Source organism: Halobellus ruber (assembly GCF_014212355.1).
Classification (GTDB): Archaea; Halobacteriota; Halobacteria; order Halobacteriales; family Haloferacaceae; genus Haloquadratum; species Haloquadratum rubrum.
Genome location: NZ_JACKXD010000001.1, coordinates 194109 through 220124 on the forward strand (window position 1 = coordinate 194109; position 26016 = coordinate 220124).

Here is a 26016-nt window from a genome sequence, read left to right on the forward strand (position 1 = left end):
ACATCTTAACAGGGCAAGTCTGGATAGAGTCCAGGTTGTGTTGTTCGTTTCCCCACCACTTTGGCTTGTATCTCGCCACGTAGATCCAAGATTATAACCACCTCTCAATCAACCGGCTTCAAGATTGGCCAGAGGAGACCCGCTGTCTCGGTACCGCGCTCATATCCTCGTTTGCGTGACAACTGCTTTCGTGATCGTTGGACGGGAGTAGTCTGCTGCTTCGGCCAGTTCCGTTATAGCGAACTCGTCAGTATGGTATCGACATAAAAAGGAGAGCACATCGTGAACAGCCTGGCTTTTGAAGAGGCTCGTATCTTACGCCGGAATATCAAGCGACATTCTCGCACCACCGTCAGCGTCCGTGTTCGTACCGCTTTTTATACGAAACTGATCGTTACGCCATACATTTAAACTTCATACAGCGATCGGGTGTTCGTTTATATTCTCCGTTATCACAGTTATACAATCGCGCTGGTATCCTCAGCGACGAATGTCCGTCCTTCGCAGACCGAGCATTGTTTGTCAACGAGTTCGTCGATGGTCTTGACTGCGTTTGATCGACACTCCGAGCATTCCTTCTCATCCCGATCGAGATCTAAATCAACCTGCGTTTCGCAGTGGATGTAGAAGCAGTAGGTGTTGAATCCTGTGCGACGGTCGATCTCTTCCTGGGATGCGTCCTTGCCAATCTCCTCTCGCGCTCGCGTCATCTCGCCAGGGTGTGGACAGTGGATGCGTTCCCCGTCGTCCGCAATCGCGTACATGTAGTATCCCTAGCCGGACAGCATCTCGAACTCGTAGTCTGGATTCGTACAGTGGAATTCGGATATCTGAGGTATCGAGACGTGGTACGCTGGGACGGTCATAACCAGTTTCCCTGGTTTGAATGATCCGTTCTGCCGGGATGGGGTGGGGTCAGCGAAAGGCAAATATAGTATAGATTTGATTTGTGAGTGGTACGTATGCGGTATTCAGATCGATCGACGCTATTGTACTTGGGGAGTGAGGTCAAACGGATGGGAGAGCGGCTCGGGGCGGCGGAAGAGACGATGATCGATGGGATTCGGTTGTGTGGAAACGTGCTGCGCTCCGGGTATGAGTACGATTCCATCGATAGTGTTGCGGGGGCGTGTTTCTATTTGGCGTGTACACGGCAGGATGAACCGATTTCGCTCCCGGATATCGCGGATTACGCGCGGAAGTCATAGAAGAATATTCAGCATCTCAGCGCGAATCTAATGTCTGAGTTAGATATTCAGCCGACGCCGGTTGATCCTGATACGTATCTTGAGGATGGGATTGATGAGTTCGGATTTTCGGATGAGTTAGCAGCGGAGTGTTTTGAGCTGCTTGAACGGGGAAAAGACCGAAATCTACACAGCGGGCTTGCTCCGACTACCGTTGCCGGGGCGATTCTGTATGCGGTCGCGCAGAAACACCGGCTTGATATTCGGCAGAAGGATGTTGCGGAATTCGTGAACAAAACGACGGTTTCGATCCGGAACAGCTACAAGCAGTTCTTGGAGTTAGCGGATGATGTCCCGGTTGATGTGCTTCCGCCGCAAACGATTAATGAAGCGATTGTGACGCTGTAGGCCGCGTTAGCTGAACATCCGGCCGTGTATGCTGATGAGGCTCGTGACATTGCTGGTGATGCCGAGGTTGGTACAACCGCCAGTGATGCGGGGGTTCCTGGCGGCGCGTACCTGACTGTTACACGAGCGAATGGGGAGCGGCTACAGGCCAGTGAGGCTGGGTCTGCGCTTGGTGTCGGACCGCAAACGGTTGCGAAGTACAACGACATGTTTGACGAAGATGAGTGAAATGAATCCGGTATCAGACCAGCAGTGCCAGGGGTGGCGGGTAGCGTATCGTGACGGAAAATCGCCGTATGAGCTTGCGGTTGAAAGTGACGTTCCTCGGAACAGTGTACACGAGCATCTGGTCGGCGAGTGTACGCACGATGTCGCGGAACCCCCGATTTCACGTGGGCGAACGCATAATATCTCTGTCGCGGAGTGCCGGAATCTACGGGATCGGTACGCCGGTGGGGAATCGATTGGATGTCCCTGCCGGACAGTTCGTTCATATCGTCGATGCCTTCCTCATCACACCACGCGAGGAAGTGCTTCAACCGATACCGGTGGTTCTGGACAGTCGATTCGGTACAGTTCACCGCCTTACATTCAAGGAACAACTCGGTTGCTGCCTTGGGTTCGAGCGGCTCAAGGCCGTCATCTCGTGTGTTCATAGTTGACACGGACGCCAGTTAAAGGACTTCTACCGTGTGAAATCGCGGGCGAAGGGTCCGTACGGACTACGCAACATATCCGCCCCGACCCACCTTTGCTCCCTCGCAACGACGAGCGAAGCGAGGAGTTCGTGGACCGATGTGGTCACGCGGATTCGAACCAGGGAGGTCGCGCACAGCGGAGCGAGCACGTCCGATCGAGGGTCGAATCCGCCCCGACCCATAACGACCCGCGAGCGATAGCGAGCGGGGTTCGGTTTTCGAGCGGACGGTTCGGACACGCCACGTTATCCGGGACTTCGTCCCGAATCACAACCGGTGACCGTGTATGCCTCCCTGATCTCTGATAGAGCCCTGCCCCTCGATTCGTTTCTACAGCGGCTGTTTGAGTCTTGAGTGGCTTCTTCCCCCCGACGCCCCTACGGGGATGTATGATGCCACAGTTCGACGCTCCGCTCTACCCGGGGCTTCTCGTGGCCGCCGATATCGCCCTCGCTGTCGTACTGGTCGTCGTCGCGCCGGTGCTCGGAGTACTGATGGCTGCCGTTGCGCTATCCGTTGTCGCTGTGACCCTCCTTCGAGCGCGTGAACTCCTCGCTGCTCCCCGACCAGGGGTCTCGCACGACGGCTGACTCCTGCACCCCAGGCGTACCGGAGTGAGCGGACGACCGTATCACCGAAACGATGGGTAACGCGGCCACTATGGCCGTTCGGGCCCCGGAAGCGGCGGACCGAGCGTGCTGAGAGCCCGGTACAGAGTCCGAACGGCCGTTCCACAGCGACCGCGGAACGGGCATCCCGAAACCACGCGGGTTCTACGGGTTTCCGAAGACGCGTCGCGAAAGAAGCGGCCCCAGCATCAGCTCCGCTCCGGATGCTATCCGCGATATCGACGCTGGAGGGCTCGCCGGGCATCCTGCCGGCAGTACTGATCCAGCGAGTGAAATATCCCCTGACAGACGAGACGTGTTGCGTCGGGCCGGGATGAAACCAGTACCGACCGGATAGTTGTGGCCCCCAGCGTACGGCTTGCTACGTACATCCCTGTCTGTCACAGAACCCGGCCGAACTGCCGGGCATCCGCCCGTGCGAGTCCGCGGGAGACCCGGGGGTGTCGTGCCGTCTGCCGTCCCCCGCCGGGAGGACGGAAGCGTTCAGGCGCCTTCGAGCGGGAACTGACCCGCCTCGATCCGTGCGAGAGCCGCCTCGAATGCCTCCTCGGCCGTGTCGAAGGTTCCGATATGCTCCCACTCGTCGTCGGGCGAGGCAGTATACACGTCGAAACTGCCGCCTCGGTACTCGTGAGACTCGACGTACAGTTCTCGTTCGACCGCGTCGCCGTCGAGGAGCAGCCAGACGCCCAGTTCCTTTCCGCCTTCCAGGTCACGTCGTCTTCGCCAGTACATACGTGACTCTCGGGCGCGGTACGGCTAAACGCTGACCCTCCCTGCGCAGACCCGACCGCACAACTGAAATCGAACCCACCCGACGCCGCCGGCAACCGGGATACGGCAGGTGGCCGGGAGTCGAGGCCGTTCAGGGGCCTATACCGACGCACGCGGGCAGTGGGGCAACGTGCGTTCTCGTGTCGTCGACGTCCGAAAGCGAACCCGCTACTCGTCTCCCTCATCCGCTTCGTCGGCCACGTCGTCGTCCGCTTCGTCGTCCGCGTCGTCGTTCGCTTCGTCGGCCACGTCGTCGTCCGCTTCGTCGGCCACGTCGTCGTCCGCTTCGTCGTCCGCTTCGTCGGCCGCGTCGTCGTCCGCTTCGTCGGCCGCGTCGTCGTCCCCGTCCGTCGAGATACTGATCGGCTCGACGTCCGTACTGGGTGCCAGCGGGGAACTCGTGTCCACGGCCGCGCCGGCGACGTACCCGACCGTCCCGCCGACCAGGCCGCCGACCACGGCGCCCCCGACGCCGCTCTTCCGCAGTCCGGTCACCGTGCCGAGAAACCCGCCGGCAAGCGATGCTCCGACCGGGCTTACGTCAGCGGTTCTCGCGTCGTGTTCGTGTTCCTGCGACATACTCAGCAGTACGATCTCCACGTACATATGCTGTTCACCCGTGGCGGTCGGCGTCGTGCAGGCGGTCGGACCGGAGCGCACACGGACCGCTTCTCACCCGACCGGCCGCGGCCTCACGCCGGTCGCGACGTAGATCGACCCGAAGTGGTAGCTGTCGACCGACGACGCCTCGAAGGCGGCGTCGACCGCCCCCGGGATGTCGATCTCCGGTCGCCAGTCCGTGAGATACTCGAACACAGGGTTCGTCACGGGGTTCACGAGCGACAGCGGCGCCCGCTGGAACGGCCGCGCGTCGAGCACGGCAAGCCGTCCATCCGGTCGGAGACTCGCCGCTGCGGCCGTCACCGCGGCCGTCGGGTCCGGCATCGCGCTGAGCGACATCGCGGCGTAGGCCGCGTCGAACGCCCCCTCCGCGATCCCCGGCTGCGTCGCGTCCGCCCGAATCACGTGGACGTTGTCCCACCCGGCCTCTGTGACGCGTTCGGCCGCCCGCCGCACCATCCCGCGGCTGTAGTCGACGCCGACGACGCACCCGTCGGGACCGACGGCCGACCGGAGCCGCTCGAAGGAGTTTCCGGGACCGCAGCCGAGTTCGAGCACGCTGTCGCCGGGCTTGAGGTCCAACGCAGCGACGCTCCGCCGCCGGAAGGTCCGGCCGCGACCCAGGAACACGAGCCCGTAGAGGCCCCGAAGCGCCCAGGTGTTCCGGCTCCACCAATCGTAGAGTTCAGGTCGCGTCACGCCCGCCACCGTCGTGGCCGTGATCCCGCCGGACCGCGCCGTCGTCGCCCGCTCCGATACGTCTCCCGCCACCGTTGCCGACTCCCGTCCCCCGACGACGGCGATCCGCGTCCAGACGGCCACCTACACACCGGCGGGTAGTGAGTGGCCGTGATCGTCGGCTCCCGGCGGCGGAGTCCGGAGTTTCGACAACCCCGCTCCCTTTTGTTCGACGGCTGCGCCCGTGCCGCGTTCACTGGTGAACTGCCGCTCGACGCTGCCATACTCGTGGACCACGGAGACGGCGGCAGGTTCGCCCCGTCGACCGACGCCGTACACCGGTAGTCGAAACTCGCGTTACCACACTCCACGCTCGCGGTCCCGCAGGGGGACTCCCCGCCGCCGACGATACGGAGCCGACCGTCCTCCGGGTCGTACGTGACTCCGGCCGGGACGGGTCGATCGCACCCCCGTGGGTCCATCGTCCCGGTGACGACAACCCGCTCGCCCTCGACGGTCGCACTCGCGGTGTCGTCGGTCGGCGCGCGCTCGTCGACGACCCGGACGGTGACGGCGACGCCCTCGGACGTTCGGCTGACGGCCGTCGCTGTCGACGTCGACGGGGTCGACCCGGACCGTGCCCCCTTACCGAGGCACCCGGCGAGGTCCGCCGCGGCCGCGACGAGGAGCGTTCTCCGGTTCACATCGGGCCAACTCGGGGCTCACATAAGTGTGATCCGGCGACTCGTCCCCTGCCACGAACGCGAGGCGGCGCCTTCCGAGTGCGTTCGGACAAGTTCAGTATCCCCGACGCCGTACCCACGCTCGACGATGGCAGACGACAGACGCGCGCTCTTGGAGGCGTTCATCCGGTCGGACGCATCGCCGGAGGGCAAGTGGTGGCTCGACGTGCCGGTCGGACTCTCCGTCGGCGAGTCGGGAGCGTACGCGACGGTCGACGCGGTCTGTCTCACCTCCCGCGACCCGGAACTTCCCGAGGAGTTCCCGGACCACGACGGCGTTCCGTACGTCTATCGCGAGGGCGACGCGGAGCTCGGCATCGACAAGGCCGACGCGTTCCGGACGCTCCGGGGGACCGACACCTTCGCCGACGAGTCGGCGGTCCTCGTCGCCGTCGAGCCGGGGGCGTCGTCGGTCGGCACGGTCGGCGACTTGCTCGCGTACCAGGAACTCCTCGACGCCGACTGGGGCTGGACCGTCGAGGAGCGGCTGCTCGTCAGCGACACCGACAGCGACCACGTGAACCACGTCTGCGAGGAGCTCTCGGTTCGGGCGGTCCGCGTTGCCTGATACGGATTACTGTAACGAATTACCGGTCATCGGCGATCCCGTGTGAGCGATGACCGGTGATTGACTACAATAATCCGTACGAGACCGAGCGTTCTCGGTACGACTCCTCAGATCCGCCGCCGAACCTCGTCGAGCACCCTGGGCGGGAGTTCCAACCCGGCGAGGAACGACTCCCGCCGGTCGGGGTCGCCGTGGCCCGCGACGAACCCGTTGAGCCGCGCGGCCACCGTCGAATCCACGAAGTCGTCGCCGTAGTGTTCGACGAGTTCGTCGCCGAGGACGGGCGTCGACCGGAGCTCGTACTTCTGGTGGTACGGCTCCGCCAGCGTGAACGATGCCAGGTCCTCGATCACGGTCCCGACCGACCCGCCCAGTTTCGACGCGACTGCCCGCCGCGTCCGTTCGGCCGCCTGCCGGTGGGCGACGGTGTCGACCAGGATCACGTTCCGGTACTGCCGCGTCCGCGACGAGGCCCGCGGGTCGTGATTCGCCCAGAACACGTCGAGCAGGTCGGCGTAGGAGAGCACGGCGGGGTCGTACTCCACCTGGACGACCTCGGTGTGGTCGCCCAGGTCGCGGTAGGTCGGGGACGGCGTCGTCCCGCCGGCGTACCCGACGCGCGTCCTCACGACGCCGTCCATCGCCCCGAACCGGGCGTCCGGCCCCCAGAAGCAGCCGAGCCCGAAGGTCGCGGTTTCCGACTCCCTCGGCGGCGGCGTTGCGGCATCGGGTGCGAGTTCCGCCGGCTCGCCGTCGATTGTGTCGCTCATACGCCCGGTTGGGTCGCGACCCGTTTCGGTCCTTCGCTCCCGGTGACCCGCTGCGAAGGTGGTTTGTGGCTGTGACTCGAACGCACTTGTGATGCCATCCCACGACCCGCCGCCGTTGCCCGCGGACGTCCGCGACGTCCTCGCACAGTTGTTGATGGAGGCGGTGGGGTCGGTCGCGGCGGGTGCCTACGACACCGTCCGGGACCTTCTCGACACCGTGGAGACGGTCGTCCGGAACAAGGTTCCCGACCCGGAGGAACGCGAGCGGCTGCTCGCCGGCGCCGCGACCGTCCGGGAGTCCCTCGGAGCCGACGACGACACCGCGACGGGGTATCTGCGGTCGATGCGGCGGCGAGTGCGGAGCGCGTCGACGTAGCTCCCGGAAGCCACCCGCGGCCGACGGCGTACGCGCGCCGGGGCGGTCGTCGTTTGAGCGACCGCGGAGCCGTCCGCCCTGACCGCCCCCGATGCGGCCTCCCGACTCCGGCGCACGTCCGGATCAGCATTACAATATACCAGTCATAGTCAACCGATGCGGTCGAGAGAAAAAACCCGATGTCCGATCAGTCACAACCACGCGACGATCGATCCGACGACGAACAGCACGTCTCGCGCCGACGGACGCTCGGTCTGTTGGGCGCGGCCGGGTTCGCGGGGCTGGCTAACGTCCCCGCGGACGCGTACGCGAAGAACGGCAACGGCAACGGCAACGGCAACGGGAACGGAAACGGCGGTACCCAGGCCACGGCCGGCATCAATGTGCTCCCGAACCCCAACTTCATCACGAACGCAGCGGGTGGTGCCCCGCCGTTCGACGACGGCACCCCGATCTTCGATCCGGCCCCGGTGTCGATCCCGCTCAACGAGATCATCGCGGAAAGCGAGGAGTACGACTCCGAGCTGTTCCGCTCGCTCAACGACAGCCGACACCTCGTCGTCCGACCGCCCGAGGGGTACGACCGCGACGACGGCTACGACGACGATTGGGTCCCGGTGACGTGGGGCGAGTACGACGACGTCGACGGCCAGGCCACCGTTGGCGGCGTCAAACCCGACAACGGCAACGGCGACACCGGAACACGGGTCAACATCAACGTCAAGGACGGGATCCCGAACGGCCAGTACACCATCTGGGTCGTGAAGTTCGCCGCGCTCACGGAGGACAGCGACCTCGGCCCCGACGACCCGTTCGTCACGCCCGCGGGCAACGGCCTCGTCGGCTTCCACAACCTCGGCCAGAAGTTCGACGCCGAGAGGAGATCCGAGAACGACTTCACGACTGACGGCAACGGGAAGGGCAACATCAACGTCTTCACCGAGGGCGGCGAACTCTCCGGCGTCCCCGGGTTCCGCCCGATTCCGGACGAGGACCCCGTTGAGGACGGCCCGGTCCCGTTCGTCGGCGAAGAGGAAGACTACGAACAGAACGCCGACGAGCTGGCACGCATCGCCAACGACCTCCGCGAGGAAGACGAGATCCACTTCGTGGGCGCGTACCACTACGACGACCAGACCTGGGGCGTCTACCCCGGCCCCTGGCACGTCAACCAGTTCTCCGCGATATTCCGGTTCTGACCGGTGGCGGGTCGGCCCCTCGCCGCCCGGGGACGGCCCACCCGAACGTTTTCCACCTCCACGTCCGACGCCGGAGTATGAACGTCACCGACGACGACGCACCCGATATCCTCGTCGCCGGCGAGTGTCTGGTCGACTTCCTCCCCGACCGACCGGGGGCGCTCCCGACGGTCGAGCAGTTCACCCGACGCGCCGGCGGCGCCCCCGCGAACGTCGCCGTCAGGCTCGCCGACCTCGGGGCCGCGCCGTGGTTCTGGACCCGGATCGGCGACGACGCCTTCGGCGCGTTCCTCGCGGAGACGCTCGAGTCGGCCGGGCTTCCCGACCGATTCGTCGAGACCGACCCCGACGCGAAGACGGCGCTCGCGTTCGTCGCCCACGACGAGAACGCCGATCGGGAGTTCAGCTTCTACCGCGAGAACACCGCCGACACCCGGTTTTCCACCGGCGCCGTCCCCGACGAGGCGCTCGACGCCGTCGCGTGGGTCGTCTCCGGCGGTCTGTGTCTGTCGGCCGAGCCCGCACGGACCGCGATGTTCGACCTGCTCGACCGCGCCGGGGACCGGGACTGTACCGTCGTTTTCGACCCGAACGCCCGTCCCGAACAGTGGGACGGCGGCTTCCCGGACGCCTTCGAGGCCGCCTGCGCGGCCGCCGACGTGGTGAAGGCGACGCCGGCGGACCTCGGGGCTGCGGGCGTCGAGGGATCGCCCGACGCCCTGCTCGATGCGGTCCTCGAACGTGGCCCCCACACGGCCCTCCTCACGCTGGGCGAGGCGGGGGCGACCGCGCGGGCGACCGAGGACGCCCCGTGGGGCCCCGCCGAGGCGGCACACCCCGGCTACGAGGTCGACGTCGTGGACACGACGGGGGCCGGCGACGCGTTCACCGCCGGCGCGGTCCGCGGGCTCGCCGACGGGCTGGGACTGGCGGGGGCGCTGTCGTTCGGGAACGCCGCGGCCGCCGCCACGACGACCGAACCGGGGGCGATCGACGCCGACGTGGATCCGTCCGTGGTCGACCGGCTTCGGGCGGAGTGAGCCGAACCCGGTCGCGGTGAACGTCCGGACGACGACCTGCAGCGAGCGGAGAACGGTGACGACGTCGTTCTCGGAGACGCGCATCCGGGGCGGTAGCGCACGGCGTAGCCGAACATCGCGCCGAGGAGGAGGACCGCGTCGTAGACCGTCCGGCGCCGCCACCTGCCGCTACGAGTCACCGACTCCTCGGGGTAGAACCACTGCGCGGCCGACGCCCCGCCGCCGGTGGCCTCTCGCCTACGTCACCCGAACAGCCGCTCGGTCGCGACCGCGGCACCGTCGACGAGTGCGTCGACCCTCGCCCACGCGATCCCGGGGTGGACCGTCGCCAGCCCCGACTGGGTGTCGAACCCGCAGTCGGGGATCGACCGCGTGGCCTCCTCGAGCGCCTCGACGTGCATCCGCACCACCGGTTTCAGCTTCTCGATCGGGCGGCCCCCCAACCCGCGGCAGCCGGTGGTCAGGAGATCCCGCGCGTCGAAGGAGGAGCGGCCCGCGTCGACGATCCGCTCGTCCTCGGGTTTGAGCGCCTCGTCGACGGCGTGGAGGAACTCCTCGTGGGAGTCGTAGAAGTCGTTGACAGGGCTGCGGCCGCGATCCCCGGCGAGGCCGCCGAGGAAGGTGTCCTCGAAGTCGGCGTCCGAGACCTTCAGAAACTCGAACGAGGTGTCGACCTCCTCGCGGGCGGCGTCGTCGCCGCGGTGCTCCACGGAGCCGACGGCTGCTCGGTGAGGCCGATCACCTCCGCTCCGAAGGCGTACTCGGGGTAGTCCGCGAGGTCTCCCGCAGCGGCGCCCCGCGGCTCGCCGATCCCCCGACATTCGCGACGTACCAGTTGAACGACACCCGGGGCTGCTTGCCGTTGTTCACGACGCCGAGGCCGACCGCCGCCTGACGCTCGGTCGTGGATTCGGTTGCCTCGCGGAGGGTCCGGCCCCACACGTCGTCGTCGACCGACTCGCCGTCCTGCCGGCGCTTCAGCAGGTCGGGCGCCCGCGGGAGGCTCCCGACGCGTGTCGTACGGATGCGGTCGGTGGACGTTCGAGTGACCGGGGAGTCGACCCCGCCGGATATATGAATCGCGGTATTATATTCGGAAGGGATATTCTCGATAGTTATCCTATCGCGGCCGGGACGGCGCCGCCGACGGCGTGGCGTGCGGGGCTTCCTCAACGACGGCCCGTGCGGCGTGTTCGCCGCTGATCAGACACATCGGCATCCCGACGCCGGGGCGGGTGTACGCGCCGGCGTAATAGAGCCCGTCGACGCTGCCACGTCGGTCCGGGCGGAGCGGCCCGGTCTGTCGGAGGGTGTGGGCGAGCCCCAGTGCGGTCCCCTCGGGGTCGCCGAACCGCGCGGCGAAGTCGCTCACGCAGGCGGACTCCTCGACGACGATCCGGTCGCGGAGGTCGACGCCGGTCCGCTCGGCCAGATCAGCGAGCACGAAGTCGCGGTACTCCGCGCGCCGCTCGGGGCCGTCGTCGAGCCCCGGTGCGATCGGGACCAACACCACCACCGCGTGGTGGCCGTCGGGTGCGACCGTGTCGTCGGTTTTCGAGGCTACAGAGAGGTAGTACGCAGGGTTCTCCGGCCACGCGGGATCGTCGAAGATCGATTCGAAGTGGGGGTCCCAGTCGGTCGGCAACACCAGGGAGTGATGCGCCAGCGGGTCGACGTCGCCCTCGACGCCCAGATAGAGCAGCAACGCCGAGGGGGCGTACGTCCGCGACTCCCAGTACCCGGGGTCGGCGGCGCGGTCCGCGGGATCGAGAAGTTCCCGTTCGACGTACGCCGGGTTGGCGTTGCTGACGACCGCGTCGGCGTGCCGCTCGCCCGCGCCGGTCGCGAGGGTGAACTCGCCCGCCCGCCCCCGGATGGCCTCGACTTCGACGCCGGTTTCGATCGTAGCGCCCTGCTCGCGGGCCACGTCGGCGACGGCGTCGACGACGCCCGCGATCCCGCCCTCGGGGTAGAACACGTTCAGGTTCAGGTCGACGTGGCTCATCACGCTGTACAGCGCGGGCGTGTTGTGCGGCGCCCCGCCAAGGAAGACCAGGGTGTATTCGAGCAGCTGCCGGAGCTTCGGGTGCTCGACGTACCGCGAGACGTAGTCGTCCATGTCCCCGAACAGGCGATACCGGGGGAGCAACGGCAGCAGGTCGGAATCGACGTACTCCCGGATGGAATCGCGGCCGGGGTAGATCACCCGGTTCATCGCGAGTTCGTAGTTGCGCTCGGCCTCGTCGAGGTAGTCCGCGAGCGCGTCGCCGGCGCCGTCCTCGTAGGAGTCGAAGATCTCGTGGATGTTCTCGCGGTTGGGGCGGACGGTGACGCGGTCGCCGTCCGTCCAGAACACCCGATACTGGGGGTCGAGCCGCTCCAGATCGTAGTAGTCGTCGGGCTCGCGGTCGAAGTGATCGAAGAACCGCTCGAAAACGTCCGGCATCAGATACCACGACGGCCCGGAATCGAACCGGAAGCCGTCGCGCTCGATCACTCCCGCGTGGCCCCCGACCCGGTCGTGCTGTTCGAGCACCGTCACGTCGGCGCCGGCGGCGGCGAGGTACGCCGCCGCCGACAGGCCGCCGAAGCCGCCCCCGACTACCGTCACCGTCGGCTCGCCAGACAGGGAGTTGTTCATACGTGACTTTTTGACCTTGTCTGTAAATCTTTGACGGCCCCGAGTACCGGTAGAGGGGCTTACACGGGCATTGAGGCGTTTTCAGAATCCTGGAATCGGCGCGCCGGTTTATATACCAGCGGTCCGATCTTCCCGGTGATGAGTACGTTCACGCCGGGGTTCGTTCGGTCGTGGAACCGGCTCCGTGGGGGGCATATGTCGCTCACGCTCTCCCGGGGGACGCTTGCGGTCCTCGCCGTGGGCTTCGGCGCCCTCGGGGCGGCGGGGGTCTCGATCCCGCTCGACGCACAGATGGTGGTGTATCTCGTCGGGATGGTCGCGTTGAACCTGCCGCACGGCGGCTACGAACACTTCGAGAACCTCCGGCGGCGCCGGCCGGAGTTCCGGCTCCGGTACGTCGCGGGCTACCTCGCCGCCATCGCCGGCTTCGTGGGGCTGTTCGTGGTCGCGCCGGTCCTCGGACTGGGGCTCGCACTGATCGTCGCGATGGCGAAAGGCGGGATCGGCGGGCTCCACGTGCTGGACGCGACCGTCGGCACCGACCACCTCCGGACACGGGGGCAGCGGTATCTCGCGGCCGCGGTCCGGGGCGGGGCGGTGATGCTCGTCCCGATCGTGTTCTGGCCCGAGACCTTCTACACGTTCAGCTCGCTGATGGTCGGGCTGGTCGACCCCGGCGGACTCTCCACCTACGCCGGGGGCTTCGACACCACCCGCACGGTCATCGCGGCGGGCTACGGCACTGGTCTGGTGGCCCACGTCGGCCTCGGCTACGCCCGCGGCGGCGGCCGGTCGTGGCTGGTCGACGCCGGCGAGTCGGTCCTCCTTGCGGCCTTCTTCGCTCTGGTGCCCGTCCTCGTCGCCGTCGGACTCTACTTCCCGTTCTGGTACTCCGCCCGCCAGGTCGCCCGGACCAACCACGTCCGCGACGACGTCGGCGACGATCAGTGGGACCTCCTCGGCGAGGACCCCGAGACCGCGGCCCTGCGGGCCTGGGGCGTCGCGGTCGCCGGCGCGTTCGCGACGTTTGCGGTGTTGGCGGCCATCTACCTCCTGTTCCCGAACCCCCTCGCCGGGGTGTCGGTGCTGCCCGGCGCGGTCGCGTTCTGGAGCGTCTTCATCAGCATCGTCGCGCTCCCGCACATCCTCGTCGGGTCGGTGTTCGACACCGAGCGCGGGATCTGGTACGTGCCCTGACCGACCCCACTGCCGCGGTCCGACGCTACCCGACCGACCCGAACACCTCGAAGACGACCACCAGGTAGTAGGCCGACACCGCGAGCAGGACGCTCCCGGTCACGGCGTTGACGCCGCGGCGGTGCCGCGTCAGCGCCCCGAGGACCCGATCGCGCCACGGCTCGGAGACGACCCCGAACCCCAGAAGCGGCGCCGCCATCCCGACCCCGAAGGCGCCGAAGTTGGCGACGCTCGCCACCGGGTCCGCAAACAGGAACGCCCGGGCGAAGAACACCGAGATGAACCCGGGGTTACACGGTAACACGATCGCGCCGAAGAACGCGCCGTACGCGAACGCCGACGCCGACGGGTAGCGGGTCTGTGGCGGCTCGACGGTCGGGAGCCGCGACTGCGGATGGAGGTCGGCGATCAGGACGACACCCAGGACCGCGAGCAGCCCGAACGCGATCGGCGAGACCACCTCGACGACGGCGGTCAAAGACGACTGCAGCAGCGTCGTGAACACCACGCCGACGACGCTCATAAACGCGATCACGCCGCCCGCGACGATCGCCGACAGCGTCGCGACCGACGGCGCGGCTTCGCCCTGGTTCGACAGGAACGCCAGAAACCCGGGGTACAACGGAACCACACACACCGCCGACAGCGGGGTCGCAAGTCCGAGGGCGAACGAGGTCGCGACCTCGCCGGCCAGCGGCATCTCAACAGCCCTCGGCGGTGTTCGTGATGGTCGGCCGGGTGCTGTCGCCGCCCGACAGAAAGGTCGTACTCCCGTCCCCACAGACGACGATGACCGGCGTGCTGGGGGCGTTGACGACGGTCGACCCGAACTCGGCGACGAGCGCGTCGGTCAGGTCGGTCGGCGCCACCGCGAACCGCCACCCGAAGTCGTTTTCCTCGGCGTACTCCCGGACCTTCGCCGCGTCCTCGTTGGGATCGGTGTTGAGCCCGAGGATCGTGTACTCCCCGTCGATTGCGGTCAACTGGTTCGAGAGCCGCTCGCACTTCGGGCACCACACCGCAAAGGAGTGGACGATCGTCGGCGATTGGAGGCCCGCGATCGTGAACGTCTCCCCGCCGCGCACTTCGTCGAGCTCGACCGACTGCCAGTCCGTGCCGGCGGCGTCGGTCGTCGTGTCGCCACCCGACCCCGATTCCGATCCGGGGTCGCCGCCCCCGCCGAGACAGCCGCCGAGGAGCGCCGTTCCCGCCGCGCCGCCGGCCGCGAGCAGCGCCCGGCGGGAATGCAACGTCCGGGTGTCGTCGGTGCTTCGATCACGCATAGGGGCACGGTCGGGGAGGGTACACTAAACCGTTGTTCAAAATTCGTCCCGAATCAGTCCCGGTTCGACGCGCCACCCCGGCCAATGGTTTATGAATTCGTGGCCCAACTCGTGTCTATGGCCGACAACCGCTGGCCCATCTCGGAAACGAAGGCCGCGTACGTGGTGGTCGTGACCGTCCTGGTGGTCCTCGCCGCCGTCGCCGCCCCGATCGTGTGGAACATCGGGTCGGCCGCCGCCGACGACAACCCGACGGTTCAGGTCATCACGCTCCGCGGTGGAACGACCGACGCGAACGTCAACGCCGTCGCGACCGCCCTCCGCGAGGCGCGGAACAACGACTCCGTCGCCGCCGTCGTTCTCCGGGTCGACAGCCCCGGCGGCCCCGTCGCACCGAGCGAGGAGCTCTACCTCGCGGTCAACCGAACCGCCGCGGAGATGCCGGTGGTCGCGTACGTCGAGGGCGCGGCCGCCTCCGGCGGCTACTACGGCATCGTCCCGGCAGACGAGATCATCGTCAAACCCAGTTCGACCGTCGGCAGCATCGGCGTGATCGTCCAGGCGCCGCTGAGCGCGGTCGAACAGGCCGAGCAGGTCTCGGGGACGTTCGTCCGCTCCGGCCCCGACAAGGCACAGATCGATCAGGACCGGCTCCGTGAGGATCTGGAACGCCTCCAACGGGCGTTCGTCGGAACGGTGATGACCCACCGCAGCGACGAGCTCAGTCTGAGCCGCGAGGAGGTCGCCAACGGCCGGACCTACCTCGGCACCCAGGCGGTCCAGAACGGGTTCGCCGACCGGATCGGCGACATCGGCTCCGCGATCGAGACCGCCGCCGCCCGCTCCGACCGGATCGACGGCGACAACTACGACGTCGCGTACACGACCCGGACGGTGCAGATCACGCTGTCGATCCAGGCCGCCGCGGTCGAGGAGGTCGACGGGAACACCATCTACTATACCGAGGCCGACGCCGGGGAGACGGAGTTCGTCCGCCCGGTGCGGTACTACGCCGTGTGGGGCGTACCCGTCGAGGCGACGGCCGGCGCGGAGGGGGATGCCGATGAGTGACCGCAACATCGTCCAGCCGCTTGCGGTGCTGATCGTCGCCCTGGCGGTCGTGCTGGCGGGGACGTTCGCCGTCTCGGCGCTGGTCGGCTCGGCGCCGACGGGCTCGCCCGACGGGGCAACTATCGAGGGGCAATCGCCCGCGCAGTACCAGCCCGACGCCGTCGACATCGGCGCCGACCCCGAGGACGGCGAACTCGCCGTCGACTCGACGCAGAACGGCAGCCGAATCGTCATCGACATCCGTCGATCGAGCGGGACGAGCCGGACGGACTTGGAGCCGATCCTCGGGGCGATGTTCGAGGCGGGGCACTCCGTGACGGTCCTCGACGGCAGCAACGACGAGGAGTTCGGTGACGCCCTCGAGGACTCCTCCGGGCTGTTGATCGTCCAGCCGGCCAGCCCGTACCCCGACGGCGAGCGCGACGCCATCCGGGACTACGTCGACGCGGGCGGCCACGCGGTGATCGCCGGCGAGCCGACCCAGACCCGGATCGGCGGCGGGCTGTTCGCGACCATCTCGCAGGTCTCCTTCGGGGCGACCGAGTTATCGGAGAGCTACGGGATCCGGGTCGGTGCCGAGGGCCTCTACAACGTGAACGACGAGCAGAACGACAACAACTTCAAGAGCATCTACGCGACGCCGACCCGCGGCGGGGTGCTGACCGAGGGCGTCGAGACGGTGACCTTCCACCGGAGCGGGTACGTCGTGACCAACAGCGACGACGTCGCCGTCCACTACACCGCCGTCGAGGGGACCAAAACCCTCGACACCCGGCGGGCGGGTACCTACCCCGTGGTGGTCCGCAACGACTCGGTGGTGTTCGTCGCCGACGGGTCGTTCCTCTCCCAGCCCGAACTCTACGACGCCGACAACGAGGAGTTCACCGGCAACCTGCTGTCGTTCCTCGCGTCGGGCGACTCGGGCACCTTCGGGGGATAGTCGGCCGCGGCTGTCCGCCCCGTCGCCGGGTGTCACCCCGCTCATACGGCTTTCATACGACCGCTTCCCAGAGCCCGCCGACGACCGTGAGAAGCGCCATCGTCGTCGTGACCGCCACGACCCGGTCGTCGGGGACGGTCGTGAGCGATCCAGTCGATACCACCGCATCGTAGGCCACGGCTCCGACCATCCCGACCCCGCCGACCGACAGGAGCACCGCGGTAAGGGTAACGTGCCCCGACAGGAGCATCGACAGCCCGGCCGCGCCGAGACAGCCGCCGCAGACCGCGACCGAGGCGCGGTAGAGGAGTCCGCTGTGCATACAGTCGATACGGTACACACGATCAAAAATCCGCCCCAAACCCGAGGGATCGACACCCCCGGTCGTGGCCGTGTAGGTCAGGGTCTACCTCGGTCGCGGCTCTCTCCTCGCCCTCACTCCGCCCGCGAGAGCGTGGCGTCGACGCCGTCGCCCGGCCGGAGCGTCGGCGTCACCATCAGGTTCGAGAGCTGATCCCGCGGGACGTCAAGGTCGAAGTCGCGGACGAGCGTCGCCAGCGCGACCCGCGCGCCGTTCTCCGCGAACCCGCGCCCGACGCAGGCGTGCGGCCCGCTGGCGAACGCGAAGTACGCCGGCCGCTCGCTGGGCCCGCGGTCGTCCCACCGCGAAGGGTCGAACTCCGCCGGATTCTCGAAGTACCGCCCGTCGCGGTGGACCGACCACTGCGGCATAATCACCAGCGAGCCGTCGTCGATGGTGTAGCCGCCGAGCGACTGCGCCCCCTGAGCGCTACGGAGCACCGCCCACGCCGGTGGGTATAGTCGGAGCGCCTCGGTGAACACCTTGCCGGTGTACGTGAGGTCGGCGGCGTGTTCGAACCCCGGCTTGTCGTCGCCGATCACCTTGCGGGCCTCCTCGCGGACCCGTTCGCGCACCTCGGGATTCCACGACAGCAGCGACTGGGTGTAGGTGGTCCCCAGCGCGGTCGTCTCGTGGCCCGCGATCAGGAACGACACCACCTGGTCGCGGAGGTGGTTCTCGGGGTAGTCGCGATCGCCGGAGGCCTCGGCCAGCAGTAGGAAGTCGAGCATATCCTGCGGCGGGTCCTCGGGGTCGCGCTCCGCTCGCTTGGTTTCGATGATCTCCTCGCCCATCTCCCGGAGCCGCGCGGCCATCCCCCGGGTTTCCGCGGCGGGTCGATCGGGGAACCACTCCGGCGTGATCGTCGTCGCCGACACCTCGAACTCGGTGGCGGCCTGGCGGGCGATCCGGTGCATCTCCGCCGCCCGCTCGGGGCCGATGTCGGTGCCGAACAGCGCCTCGCTCGCGGCCCGCACGGTCACGCCGGTCATATCGCGGTGGAGGTCACGACCCGGCTCGCCCGCGTCGACGGCGGCGTCCCACTCCTCGCGGAGCGACGTCACCCGGTCGGCCACCGCGTCGACGTACGTCTCCAAGGGACCGGCGCCGAACCCCGGCGAGATGTCCTCGCGCTGGTTCTGCCACAGCGGCCCCTCGGTCTGGACGAGCCCGTGTTCGGAGATGAGCGCCGCCGCGCCGCTTGCGGGGACCCGCGAGAAGTCGTCGATCCGGTCCATCGCTTCGTGACACAGCGACGGGTTCGTCACCACGACGATCGAGGGGCCGACCGGCAGCGACACTTCGGCGACGTCGTCGTACCGCGACTGGATGCCCTCTAAGAACCGCAGCGGTGTCCGGGTGAACCGCAGCGCGTTGATGACGTTGGCCTCGGGCGGGTTGGGTGGGCGCCGTCGCTGACTCATACAGTCTCATACGGCCGCGTGGGTTTGTGCGTTTCGCGGCCCGGCCACTCGCGGCCGATCGCCCGGCCTGTCACCGACGCCCGATCCGCGTTCGATCGTCGTAATCTATCGACGGTCGGTCCGCGCTCGGCCGTCGGAACACCGTCCGCTCCGACCCGTACCCCCGATCTTTGTATCGCCAGCGGCTATAACGGCTATGGTGGATCCGTTCGGGGAAATCAGCTTCCTGACGCGGTCGGAGAACCGGATCACGGTTCTCGAAACGCTCGCTGGGGGCCGGTACACGGAACAGGAGTTGACCGACGAGACCGGGATCTCCGACGTCACCGTCAAGCGGGCGATCGACGCGTTCCGCCAGCGGGGGTGGATCCGCGAGACGGAAACGGGGTACACGACGACACCCGTCGGGGAACTGCTGGCCGCCGACTACCGGCGGTTAGCGGGAACGATGGACGTGGCGTGTCACGTGGGGCCGGTCGTCGACCTCCTGCCGGTCGACGAGATGGACTTCGACCTGCGGTTGCTCTCGGAGGCGCGGATCTCCGACCCCGACGACGTCGATGTCCTCGAAATCGTGGACCGGTGGATCACGCTCATCAGGGAGGCCGACCGGCTGGAGGTGTTCGCGTACCGAACCGGACGGATCGTCGCCGAGCCGATCTACGAGGGGATCGAGGCCGGAACCCTCGAACTGGAGGCGGTCGTCCCGCCGTCGGAGCTCGAACAGATCCGGTCCGACCCGACTACACGCGAATTCAAACAGAAGATCATCGACGCCGGCGGAAACTACTACCTGGCCCCCGAGGATCAGCCGAAACCGTACAGCGTCGGGATGTTCGACGACCTCGCGGCCATCGCGGGCTGGGGGTCGGACAGCAAGCCACAGGTCCACCTCGAATCCCGCGCGGACCCGATCGTCGAGTGGACCCGGTCCCGGTACGAGCGGGCCAAGGCGGACGCCGAACCGCTGACCGCCGAGGATCTCGAACCCTGAAACGGGGGTGGTCGCACCCGCGCCGTTCACGCCGTGTGAAACGATCACCCCGTGCGGAACTGGCCGCCGTGTTCGTTCTACCCGGTTCGTGTTATTTCACTGATAATAACTAACTGTCCATCGCCGAATGCGTCGACCCGGGGCGGGAGGCCCCGGAGCAGCGATGTCGGATGCAGAACCCGAACTGACGGAGGCACAGCGTGTCGAAGCACTCTGGTCGCGCGTTCCGTACCACCAGTACGCTCGCGTGGTCGCGCCCGCGGCGGCACACCTCGTCGACGCCGCCGACGTGACGGCGGACGACAGCGTTCTCGACGTCGCCTGCGGCACCGGCAACGTGGCGATCACCGCAGCGCGCCGCGGCGCGGACGTGACGGGAATCGACCTCAACGGGGATATGTTGGAGTGGGCCCAGGAGAACGCCGACCTGATCGACGCGGAGATCGCGTTCGAGCGCGGGGACGCGACCGACCTGCCCGTCGGCGGGGGGTACGACGTCGTGCTGTCGTCGTTCGGTCACCACCTGACGTCCGATCCGGTGACGGCGACGGAGGAACTCGTCCGCGCCGCCGACCCCGGCGGGACGGTCGCCTACACCGCCTACGCGCTCGACGGCGTCGTCGGCGACGCCTACGACGCGCTCGCCGACTACCACCCGAGGGGAGACGACGTGGTCAAGCCGTTCTACTGGGGCGACGCGGAGTTCGTCGAGAACCGCTTTGCGGACCTCTTCGAGGACCTCGAGTTCGACCGCGGCGAGGTGCATATGCACGGGCTCTCGCCGACCCATATGGTCGAGCACACGCTCGACATCAGCGGCGCCATCCGGACGCCGTTCGAGCAGGCGACCGACCAGGACGCCCTCTACGACGAGTGGGTCGACGTGGCCAGCGACTACTTCGCGGACAACGTCTACACGATCGAGTACCTGCTCGTCCGTGGGACCGTCTGAGCGGCCACTTCGGGGGTATCGCGTTCTGAGCCGGGATCGGCCGCTGACTCGTCCGTCTGTGGACAGCTCTCGGGTTGGTATTCGGATCGGAGCCGCGTCGCCCGGTGCTCAGTCGGCGGGCCGAACGGTGACGTTCCGGCTGAACACGTTCTCGGGGTCGTATTTCGCCTTCACATTCGCGAGCCGGCTGTAGTTTGACCCGTGCACCTGCGTGGCCCAATCCTCCCACTCCTGATGCGCAATCAAGGGATGAAACAGTACATCCTGCGGTACATCCGCGGTGACGCGGCGAACGAGACGATGGACATCTATACGCGAGTGGATCGAGAGGACGCTCGCAAAGAGTACCTGGACTGTATCAAGACCCTCATACTGTTGGCTATAACTACGTGAAGATTTTCGACACCCCGGGGTGTCGAAATCCTTCACGGGACTATAGCCGACAGTATCAATCTCTGAATTACGGAGGTGATTGATCTCTCAAACGTATGAAGTAACCGAATGGAAGGATCGGGACGATGACCTCATTGGCGCGTCTATCCTTTTGACGGCTGAAGAGGTTCAAGAAGCTCTTAAGAGGGGCTCGATAGAAATCAAAATCGCTGAGAAGTAATCAAACATCCATATTTCTTATATCTTCGAACGAGGTAGCTCTATTTATTATTCAAATTTCAGATCGATAATTTCGACCCGAGCACCTCCGTCAGTCCCCTCAGTCACACGGATTTCCCAGTCGTGGGCGTCGACGACTTGCTTGACAATGCTCAACCCGAAGCCAGTCCCCTCCTCGGTCGTGGTATACCCTGCGTCGAACACGTTGTCCCGTTCGTCTTCAATCAGGGTGTCCATTCGATCTAAAGCTCGGTCGACTTCGTCCAGGTGTTGGCTTTCACAGTCCTCACGGGCAAGTTCTAACCGTCCGTCAGCCACGTTCAACGGACTTTGGAGATCGTGGCTGACGATACTCGTGAACTCTTCCAGCCGTTCGTTGCGCTGTTCGAGTTGTCGCTCGTATTCGCGTTGCCGTCTCACGTCACGTCCGATCCCGGCAAAGCCCAGCACCTCTCCGTCCGGATCGGTTAATCGAAACCCTGTGAACTCGTGTGGAATCCGCTCGCCGTCTGTTGTCAGGAAGTCCGCTTGAACTGTTGTACTCCCTGATTCTATGATCCCTGTGACTGCGTCGGCAATCCGAGGCTGGTGGTCCTCCGGGAAGAAATCCGTCGGTTCCATCCCTGCGATCTCTTCGTCGGGGTATCCCGTCACCTCCGAGAGACGATCATTCCACCGCAGAATTTCCCTGTCGGCGCTGAATACGTAGAACACGTCGCCAAGCGCGTCAAGCGACTGCTCGATGAAGGCACGTTCTTCCCGGAGCTCTTGCTCGCGTTCCCTGAGCTCGGTGATATCACGGGCTGTCCCGACGATGTGTGTCACTTCGTCGTCGGTGATGACCGGCGTGAGTATCGTCCGGTAGACCGTTCCTTCCTCCGGAACGGGTAGTTCAACTGTGTACGTGACCGACTGGTGTGTTTCGACGCATTCCCCGTAGCGCTCAAGGATCTCCTGTCCGCCAGTTTCTCCGAACAAATCAGTCGGTGTCTGACCTGTAACCGGTTCGTCGGCCGGAAGTCCGACCGTACGCTTGTAATACTTGTTTGCGTGGCGTAGTTTGAACTCACTGTCCGCAACGTCAACGATGAACTGGCATTCTTCAGCGTGTTCGAATAATGTCTCGACCAATTGTAATTTCTGTTCGCGTTGTTTCCGACTCGTGATGTTACGAGTTGCGCCGACGATTTTCTCAACCTCGCCATCGATCACTACGGGCGCAATCCGGGTCTCCCAGTGTGTCTGCTTACCATCGATTGAGAGGGTCTCCTCGTAGTCGAGTTCCACCCGGTCCTCGACGCATTCGCGATACTTTTGCTCAATTTCGGCTCCCCGATCATCGCCGAGGATATCTCTGGGTGTCCGACCAGACAGCGCGCCGTTTGTTAGCCCCGTCGCTTCCTCGTACGCTGGATTCACCCGCTCGAAAGTAAATTCCTCCGATACATCAATAAGGAAGAATGAATCCTGAGCGTTCTCGAACATAGTCTCAGCCTGTTCGAGTCGTTGTTGCGCCTCCCGCCGCTCGACAGCGTTTTTGATCCGGTTGGCGAGGAGAGTGTACTGGTCGGACCCACTTTGTTTTTGTAGATAGTCGGTCACACCAGCGGAGATAGCGTCACTGGCGACTTCCTCACTTCCCTTTCCGGTAAAGAGAATGAATGGGAGGTCGGGGTGCTCGTCGCGGACGGTTTCGAGAAATTCACTCCCGCTCTGCCCCGGCATGTCGTAGTCTGAGACGATACAGTCGTACGTACGGCCGGAGAGACGGTCGAGTCCCTCGGCGGCGCTTGTTGCTGTTTCAGTGTTGAACCGGTCGTCCTCACGTTCGAGAAAGGTCGTGGCCAAGTCAGCGAAATCAGGCTCATCATCAACGTGAAGAACTCGTATCGCGTTACTGGCCCTCCCCATTGTGTGGTATGCTAAGGATTACCGCAGTTTAATTATTCGGGTGAAAATCATACAGGTTGTTTGGGTCACTGAGCGGGATCGCTAGATCCGATCCGTTTAACAGATTCGACACCGGTGATATCAAATCGTGCGCCGTCCACTGAGATACGTTGTCAGCCATTACGGTTTCAATCTTCAGTGATTACTCTAATCGGCACCCGGCCTTCGGCCGTAAGCCAACACCCGAGTTGATTGTTATATTTTCCGCTTAGTAGACCCATTATGGACGCTCCACTGCGCATCTGTTCAATAACGGATGCATCCCCTTACACAGGAGATGCAGACCTCGGCACTCATAGGGATCGTCATCGCCGAGCGCCACCCCGGCTCGGAGCGGTGCCGTCGTCATCGGCCGGCCCGTGCTACGCCACACCCACAAAAGAACGTTCCGCGCCCTACACCACTCGCGCGAACGCCAGCGTCCCGCTGGTCCGCTCGACGATCGCCCGAACCGTCTGGCCCTCCTGGGCCCCGGAGACGAAGATGGTGAACTTCCCCTTCTCGGCGACGCCGTCGCCCTTCCGGCCGGTCCCGGTGATCTCGAGTTCGTAGGTCGTCCCCTCCTCGACGGCGGGCCCGGACTGGGAGCTCTGGGTGGACGCCGAGCGCTTTGCGACCGGGCGGAACGCGCCGCAGGCCTCACACCGGAGCATATCCACGCCGTCCTCGGTCACGAGCCGGGTGTCGGGGAGGCCACACTCCGAACACGCCACGTACTCGGTCACGTACTCGTCGATCGCGGCCTCGAAGTCCGCCACGGTGAACGACCCGTTGTACCGCGCGCGGTCGTCCTCCAGTTGCCCGTTGGTCCCCAACTCGCCCTGGATGTTCCGGTGGACGTGTTCGACCTCCCGGCCCAGCGCGTCCGCGATGTCGCCGAGGTTGGTGAGGCGTGTGAACGCGCCGTCTGTCTCGCCTTCGGGGTCGGGCACGTTCAGCCGCGACTCCTCTACGTTCCGTTCGGGGAGTTCCGAAAGCGCCCGGTCGAGAGAATCTGCGTAGTTCATACGAGAGGGAGTATACGGGGGCGTAAATCCGTTCCGTGTGACGCGTTTACACCGCCCACTGTCGGCACCGGCGCGATCGGCCCCGATCGACTGCTGTCGAAGTCGTACACAAGCCATTTACCCCCTCCGGGGGCAGACCGCCGTATGGCGCGGTTCCTGATCTCCGACCACCACTTCGGACACGACAACATCATCGAGTACTGCGACCGACCGTTCAGCTCCGTCGGGGAGATGGACACCAGCCTGCTCAACAGACACTACGGAACCGTCGACACCGACGACCTGCTCGTCCACCTCGGCGACGTCGCGATGGATATGTCCACCGGCGAGGACACCATCGCGTACTTCGAACAACTCGACGCCGACCTCCTGGTGCGCGGCAACCACGACGTGGGACTCGATCCCGAAGACGCCCCGTTTCCCGTCGTCGACCACTGTACGCTGTCCCACGACGGGTACGACTTTTACTGCACCCACCGGCCGGCGGACGTCCCCGACGGCTGGGACGGGTGGGTGCTCCACGGTCACCACCACAACAACGACACCGAAACGTACCCGTTCGTGGCCCACGACCGACGGCGCGTCAACGTGAGCAGCGAACTCCTTAACTTCCGGCCGCTGCGCCTCGACGCGCTGACGGACCTCTTCGAGTCGTGTCCCGACGGCTCCCGCTTCCGCGACGTCGACGCCGCGGGCGAGTACCTCGATCGGAGGGAGTGATCCGCTCGGGAACCGAACCGACGCCGGGCGTCGAATCCGCCGCGGTCCCGGCTACTCCCGCTCGCCGGCCCGTTCGCGCGCGGCGGCGACGACCAGCGGCAGCGTGATGGTCGCGTCGCCGACGACCGTAGCGTTCCGCGCTGACTTCTCCAGTTTCCCCCACGACCGCGCCTCATCGAGTGTCGCCCCCGACAACCCGCCGGTGTGGTCGGGGTCCATCGTCAGCTGGACGGCGTAATCGTAGGCGTCGGGGATGGTCAGCATCGTCTGGAGCACGTAGTTCTTCGGCACCCCGCCGCCGACCACCATCGCGCCCGCCCGGTCGGCGTCGAACGCGAGATCCGAGAGGTGCGTCATGTCGCCCAGCGCGTCCAGCGCGAACTCGGAGGTCTGGGAGTAGATCCACGCCTGGATCCCCAGCACCGAATCCTGGATCGCCGGACAGTAGATCGGCACGTCGTGTTCGTGGGCCGCGGCGGCGATCCCCGGATCCTCGTCGACGCCGCGTTCGGCGTTCCGTTCGGCGTTCGCCCGCCCCAGCTCCGCGGTGAACTCCTGTATCGTCACCCGACGCTCCGCTTCCGGAAACACGTTCTCGCGGAGGTGGGACTCGAACAGCGCGAAGTGTTCCTGGGGCAGATAGACATTGTAGATCCGGTCGACGCCCTCGTCGCGGAGGGTCTCGTCGTGCTCCCTTGGAGTTCCGGATTCGGCGCCGCCACCCCCGCGTGCCCCGTCGCCGGCGGGATGTGGGTCGTCGGGGTCGGCGCGGCCGTGGTGGTGCTTCCCGCCGATCGCCTCGATCGCGTCGTGGGTGAGGTTCGCGCCCGTCGTCACCAGGGCGTCGACGTGGCCGTCGCGGATCAAGTCCGCGACGATCGCCCGCATCCCGCTGGGGACCATCGCCCCCGCGAGCCCGAAGAACGTGGTCACGTCCTCGCGGGCCAGCATCTCCGCGTAGACGTCGACGGCCTCGTCGACCGTCGCGGCGCCGATCCCGGCCTTCCCGTACTCGGTTGCGAGTTCGCCGACGGTCATTCCGCCCCGGACCCGCGCGTGGTCGATGGGCGCCTCGTGGAACTCCTCGCGGTCGGGGTCGTGATCGTCCGCGGCGTGGCCGTTGCCGTCGGGGCCGTCGTCGCTCATACGACCCTGTGGACGGCCCGCGGGGTT

Annotated in this window: 28 protein-coding genes; 13 read left to right on the forward strand and 15 right to left on the reverse strand. The window is 66.1% G+C overall.

The features are described from left to right. The first annotated feature begins 1238 nt into the window (after nt 1-1238). Both H5V44_RS17205 and H5V44_RS01035 read left to right on the forward strand, forming a co-directional pair. Nucleotides 1239-1595 carry a hypothetical protein gene (locus H5V44_RS17205; RefSeq protein ID WP_221625517.1) on the forward strand — a complete coding sequence of 119 codons (357 nt, stop codon included), beginning with the start codon at nt 1239-1241 and terminating at the stop codon, nt 1593-1595. 1090 nt (nt 1596-2685) lie between these two features. Next, nucleotides 2686-2883 (forward strand): hypothetical protein, encoded by a 198-nt coding sequence (locus tag H5V44_RS01035; RefSeq protein ID WP_185191281.1) that lies wholly within the window; start codon nt 2686-2688, stop codon nt 2881-2883. Between the two features lie 522 nt (nt 2884-3405). On the opposite strand, the gene H5V44_RS01040 is transcribed toward H5V44_RS01035, so the two are convergent. From H5V44_RS01040 to H5V44_RS01050, 3 genes are all read right to left on the reverse strand, one after another. Further along, nucleotides 3406-3657, reverse strand: a complete 252-nt coding sequence (locus tag H5V44_RS01040) for a hypothetical protein (protein ID WP_185191282.1) — start codon at nt 3655-3657, stop codon at nt 3406-3408. Nucleotides 3658-3864: 207 nt separating this feature from the next. Continuing rightward, nucleotides 3865-4275 (reverse strand): hypothetical protein, encoded by a 411-nt coding sequence (locus tag H5V44_RS01045; protein ID WP_185191283.1) that lies wholly within the window; start codon nt 4273-4275, stop codon nt 3865-3867. Between the two features lie 93 nt (nt 4276-4368). Beyond that, nucleotides 4369-5139 carry a class I SAM-dependent methyltransferase gene (locus H5V44_RS01050; RefSeq protein WP_221625518.1) on the reverse strand — a complete coding sequence of 257 codons (771 nt, stop codon included), beginning with the start codon at nt 5137-5139 and terminating at the stop codon, nt 4369-4371. A 687-nt stretch (nt 5140-5826) separates the two neighbouring features. On the opposite strand from H5V44_RS01050, the gene H5V44_RS01055 reads away from it, so the two are divergent. Beyond that, nucleotides 5827-6306 (forward strand): hypothetical protein, encoded by a 480-nt coding sequence (locus tag H5V44_RS01055; RefSeq protein ID WP_185191284.1) that lies wholly within the window; start codon nt 5827-5829, stop codon nt 6304-6306. Nucleotides 6307-6413: 107 nt separating this feature from the next. Here H5V44_RS01055 and msrA read toward each other — a convergent pair whose 3' ends face one another. Then, complete coding sequence (gene msrA / locus H5V44_RS01060; RefSeq protein ID WP_185191285.1) at nt 6414-7076, reverse strand: peptide-methionine (S)-S-oxide reductase MsrA; 663 nt, start codon at nt 7074-7076, stop codon at nt 6414-6416. A gap of 91 nt (nt 7077-7167) precedes the next feature. Here msrA and H5V44_RS01065 point away from each other — a divergent pair, with 91 nt between their 5' ends. From H5V44_RS01065 to H5V44_RS01075, 3 genes are all read left to right on the forward strand, one after another. Then, nucleotides 7168-7452 (forward strand): hypothetical protein, encoded by a 285-nt coding sequence (locus H5V44_RS01065; RefSeq protein WP_185191286.1) that lies wholly within the window; start codon nt 7168-7170, stop codon nt 7450-7452. A gap of 179 nt (nt 7453-7631) precedes the next feature. Next, complete coding sequence (locus tag H5V44_RS01070) at nt 7632-8651, forward strand: hypothetical protein (protein ID WP_185191287.1); 1020 nt, start codon at nt 7632-7634, stop codon at nt 8649-8651. A 77-nt stretch (nt 8652-8728) separates the two neighbouring features. Beyond that, nucleotides 8729-9691, forward strand: coding sequence for a carbohydrate kinase family protein (locus tag H5V44_RS01075; protein WP_185191288.1), 963 nt, complete (start codon nt 8729-8731; stop codon nt 9689-9691). Between the two features lie 242 nt (nt 9692-9933). Here H5V44_RS01075 and H5V44_RS01080 read toward each other — a convergent pair whose 3' ends face one another. The 3 genes from H5V44_RS01080 to H5V44_RS01090 form a co-directional block, all read right to left on the reverse strand. Beyond that, nucleotides 9934-10401 carry a hypothetical protein gene (locus tag H5V44_RS01080; RefSeq protein WP_185191289.1) on the reverse strand — a complete coding sequence of 156 codons (468 nt, stop codon included), beginning with the start codon at nt 10399-10401 and terminating at the stop codon, nt 9934-9936. A gap of 28 nt (nt 10402-10429) precedes the next feature. Continuing rightward, on the reverse strand, nt 10430-10633 hold the full coding sequence (locus H5V44_RS01085) for a hypothetical protein (protein ID WP_185191290.1): 204 nt from the start codon (nt 10631-10633) through the stop codon (nt 10430-10432). A gap of 178 nt (nt 10634-10811) precedes the next feature. Further along, nucleotides 10812-12332: a phytoene desaturase family protein gene (locus H5V44_RS01090; RefSeq protein ID WP_185191291.1), complete on the reverse strand. Its 1521-nt coding sequence runs from the start codon at nt 12330-12332 to the stop codon at nt 10812-10814. A gap of 138 nt (nt 12333-12470) precedes the next feature. Here H5V44_RS01090 and H5V44_RS01095 point away from each other — a divergent pair, with 138 nt between their 5' ends. After that, the gene (locus H5V44_RS01095; protein WP_185191292.1) at nt 12471-13529 is read left to right on the forward strand and encodes a Brp/Blh family beta-carotene 15,15'-dioxygenase; all 1059 of its coding nucleotides are present in this window, start codon (nt 12471-12473) and stop codon (nt 13527-13529) included. Between the two features lie 25 nt (nt 13530-13554). Here H5V44_RS01095 and H5V44_RS01100 read toward each other — a convergent pair whose 3' ends face one another. Both H5V44_RS01100 and H5V44_RS01105 read right to left on the reverse strand, forming a co-directional pair. Continuing rightward, a complete protein-coding gene (locus H5V44_RS01100) occupies nt 13555-14229 on the reverse strand; it encodes a cytochrome c biogenesis CcdA family protein (protein ID WP_185191293.1) in 675 nt (224 codons plus the stop codon). A gap of 1 nt (nt 14230) precedes the next feature. Further along, nucleotides 14231-14812 (reverse strand): TlpA family protein disulfide reductase, encoded by a 582-nt coding sequence (locus H5V44_RS01105; RefSeq protein WP_185191294.1) that lies wholly within the window; start codon nt 14810-14812, stop codon nt 14231-14233. A gap of 117 nt (nt 14813-14929) precedes the next feature. Here H5V44_RS01105 and H5V44_RS01110 point away from each other — a divergent pair, with 117 nt between their 5' ends. Further along, nucleotides 14930-15883 carry a S49 family peptidase gene (locus H5V44_RS01110; RefSeq protein WP_185191295.1) on the forward strand — a complete coding sequence of 318 codons (954 nt, stop codon included), beginning with the start codon at nt 14930-14932 and terminating at the stop codon, nt 15881-15883. Beyond that, nucleotides 15876-16823, forward strand: a complete 948-nt coding sequence (locus tag H5V44_RS01115; RefSeq protein WP_185191296.1) for a DUF4350 domain-containing protein — start codon at nt 15876-15878, stop codon at nt 16821-16823. The genes H5V44_RS01110 and H5V44_RS01115 overlap by 8 nt, the downstream gene beginning before the upstream one ends. Nucleotides 16824-16875: 52 nt before the next feature. Here the strand turns inward: H5V44_RS01115 and H5V44_RS01120 are convergent, their stop codons facing one another. Both H5V44_RS01120 and H5V44_RS01125 read right to left on the reverse strand, forming a co-directional pair. Next, nucleotides 16876-17145 (reverse strand): hypothetical protein, encoded by a 270-nt coding sequence (locus tag H5V44_RS01120; protein WP_185191297.1) that lies wholly within the window; start codon nt 17143-17145, stop codon nt 16876-16878. 113 nt (nt 17146-17258) lie between these two features. Further along, complete coding sequence (locus tag H5V44_RS01125; protein ID WP_185191298.1) at nt 17259-18608, reverse strand: cytochrome P450; 1350 nt, start codon at nt 18606-18608, stop codon at nt 17259-17261. Between the two features lie 196 nt (nt 18609-18804). Between H5V44_RS01125 and H5V44_RS01130 the strand changes: the two genes are divergently transcribed. Both H5V44_RS01130 and H5V44_RS01135 read left to right on the forward strand, forming a co-directional pair. Beyond that, nucleotides 18805-19602, forward strand: a complete 798-nt coding sequence (locus H5V44_RS01130) for a helix-turn-helix transcriptional regulator (RefSeq protein ID WP_185191299.1) — start codon at nt 18805-18807, stop codon at nt 19600-19602. 163 nt (nt 19603-19765) lie between these two features. After that, entirely contained in the window at nt 19766-20554 is a 789-nt protein-coding gene (locus H5V44_RS01135; protein WP_185191300.1) for a class I SAM-dependent methyltransferase, read from the forward strand. A 108-nt stretch (nt 20555-20662) separates the two neighbouring features. On the opposite strand, the gene H5V44_RS18040 is transcribed toward H5V44_RS01135, so the two are convergent. After that, complete coding sequence (locus H5V44_RS18040; protein ID WP_185191301.1) at nt 20663-20761, reverse strand: BBE domain-containing protein; 99 nt, start codon at nt 20759-20761, stop codon at nt 20663-20665. Between the two features lie 27 nt (nt 20762-20788). Here H5V44_RS18040 and H5V44_RS01145 point away from each other — a divergent pair, with 27 nt between their 5' ends. Further along, nucleotides 20789-20947 (forward strand): hypothetical protein, encoded by a 159-nt coding sequence (locus H5V44_RS01145; protein ID WP_246403615.1) that lies wholly within the window; start codon nt 20789-20791, stop codon nt 20945-20947. Nucleotides 20948-21214: 267 nt separating this feature from the next. On the opposite strand, the gene H5V44_RS01150 is transcribed toward H5V44_RS01145, so the two are convergent. Both H5V44_RS01150 and H5V44_RS01155 read right to left on the reverse strand, forming a co-directional pair. Next, nucleotides 21215-23077: a PAS domain-containing protein gene (locus H5V44_RS01150; RefSeq protein WP_185191302.1), complete on the reverse strand. Its 1863-nt coding sequence runs from the start codon at nt 23075-23077 to the stop codon at nt 21215-21217. Nucleotides 23078-23511: 434 nt separating this feature from the next. After that, entirely contained in the window at nt 23512-24123 is a 612-nt protein-coding gene (locus tag H5V44_RS01155) for a translation initiation factor IF-2 subunit beta (RefSeq protein WP_185191303.1), read from the reverse strand. A 144-nt stretch (nt 24124-24267) separates the two neighbouring features. Here H5V44_RS01155 and H5V44_RS01160 point away from each other — a divergent pair, with 144 nt between their 5' ends. After that, nucleotides 24268-24843, forward strand: a complete 576-nt coding sequence (locus tag H5V44_RS01160) for a metallophosphoesterase (RefSeq protein WP_185191304.1) — start codon at nt 24268-24270, stop codon at nt 24841-24843. 51 nt (nt 24844-24894) lie between these two features. Here H5V44_RS01160 and H5V44_RS01165 read toward each other — a convergent pair whose 3' ends face one another. Continuing rightward, the gene (locus tag H5V44_RS01165) at nt 24895-25989 is read right to left on the reverse strand and encodes a deoxyhypusine synthase (protein WP_185191305.1); all 1095 of its coding nucleotides are present in this window, start codon (nt 25987-25989) and stop codon (nt 24895-24897) included. Between the last annotated feature and the right edge of the window lie 27 nt (nt 25990-26016).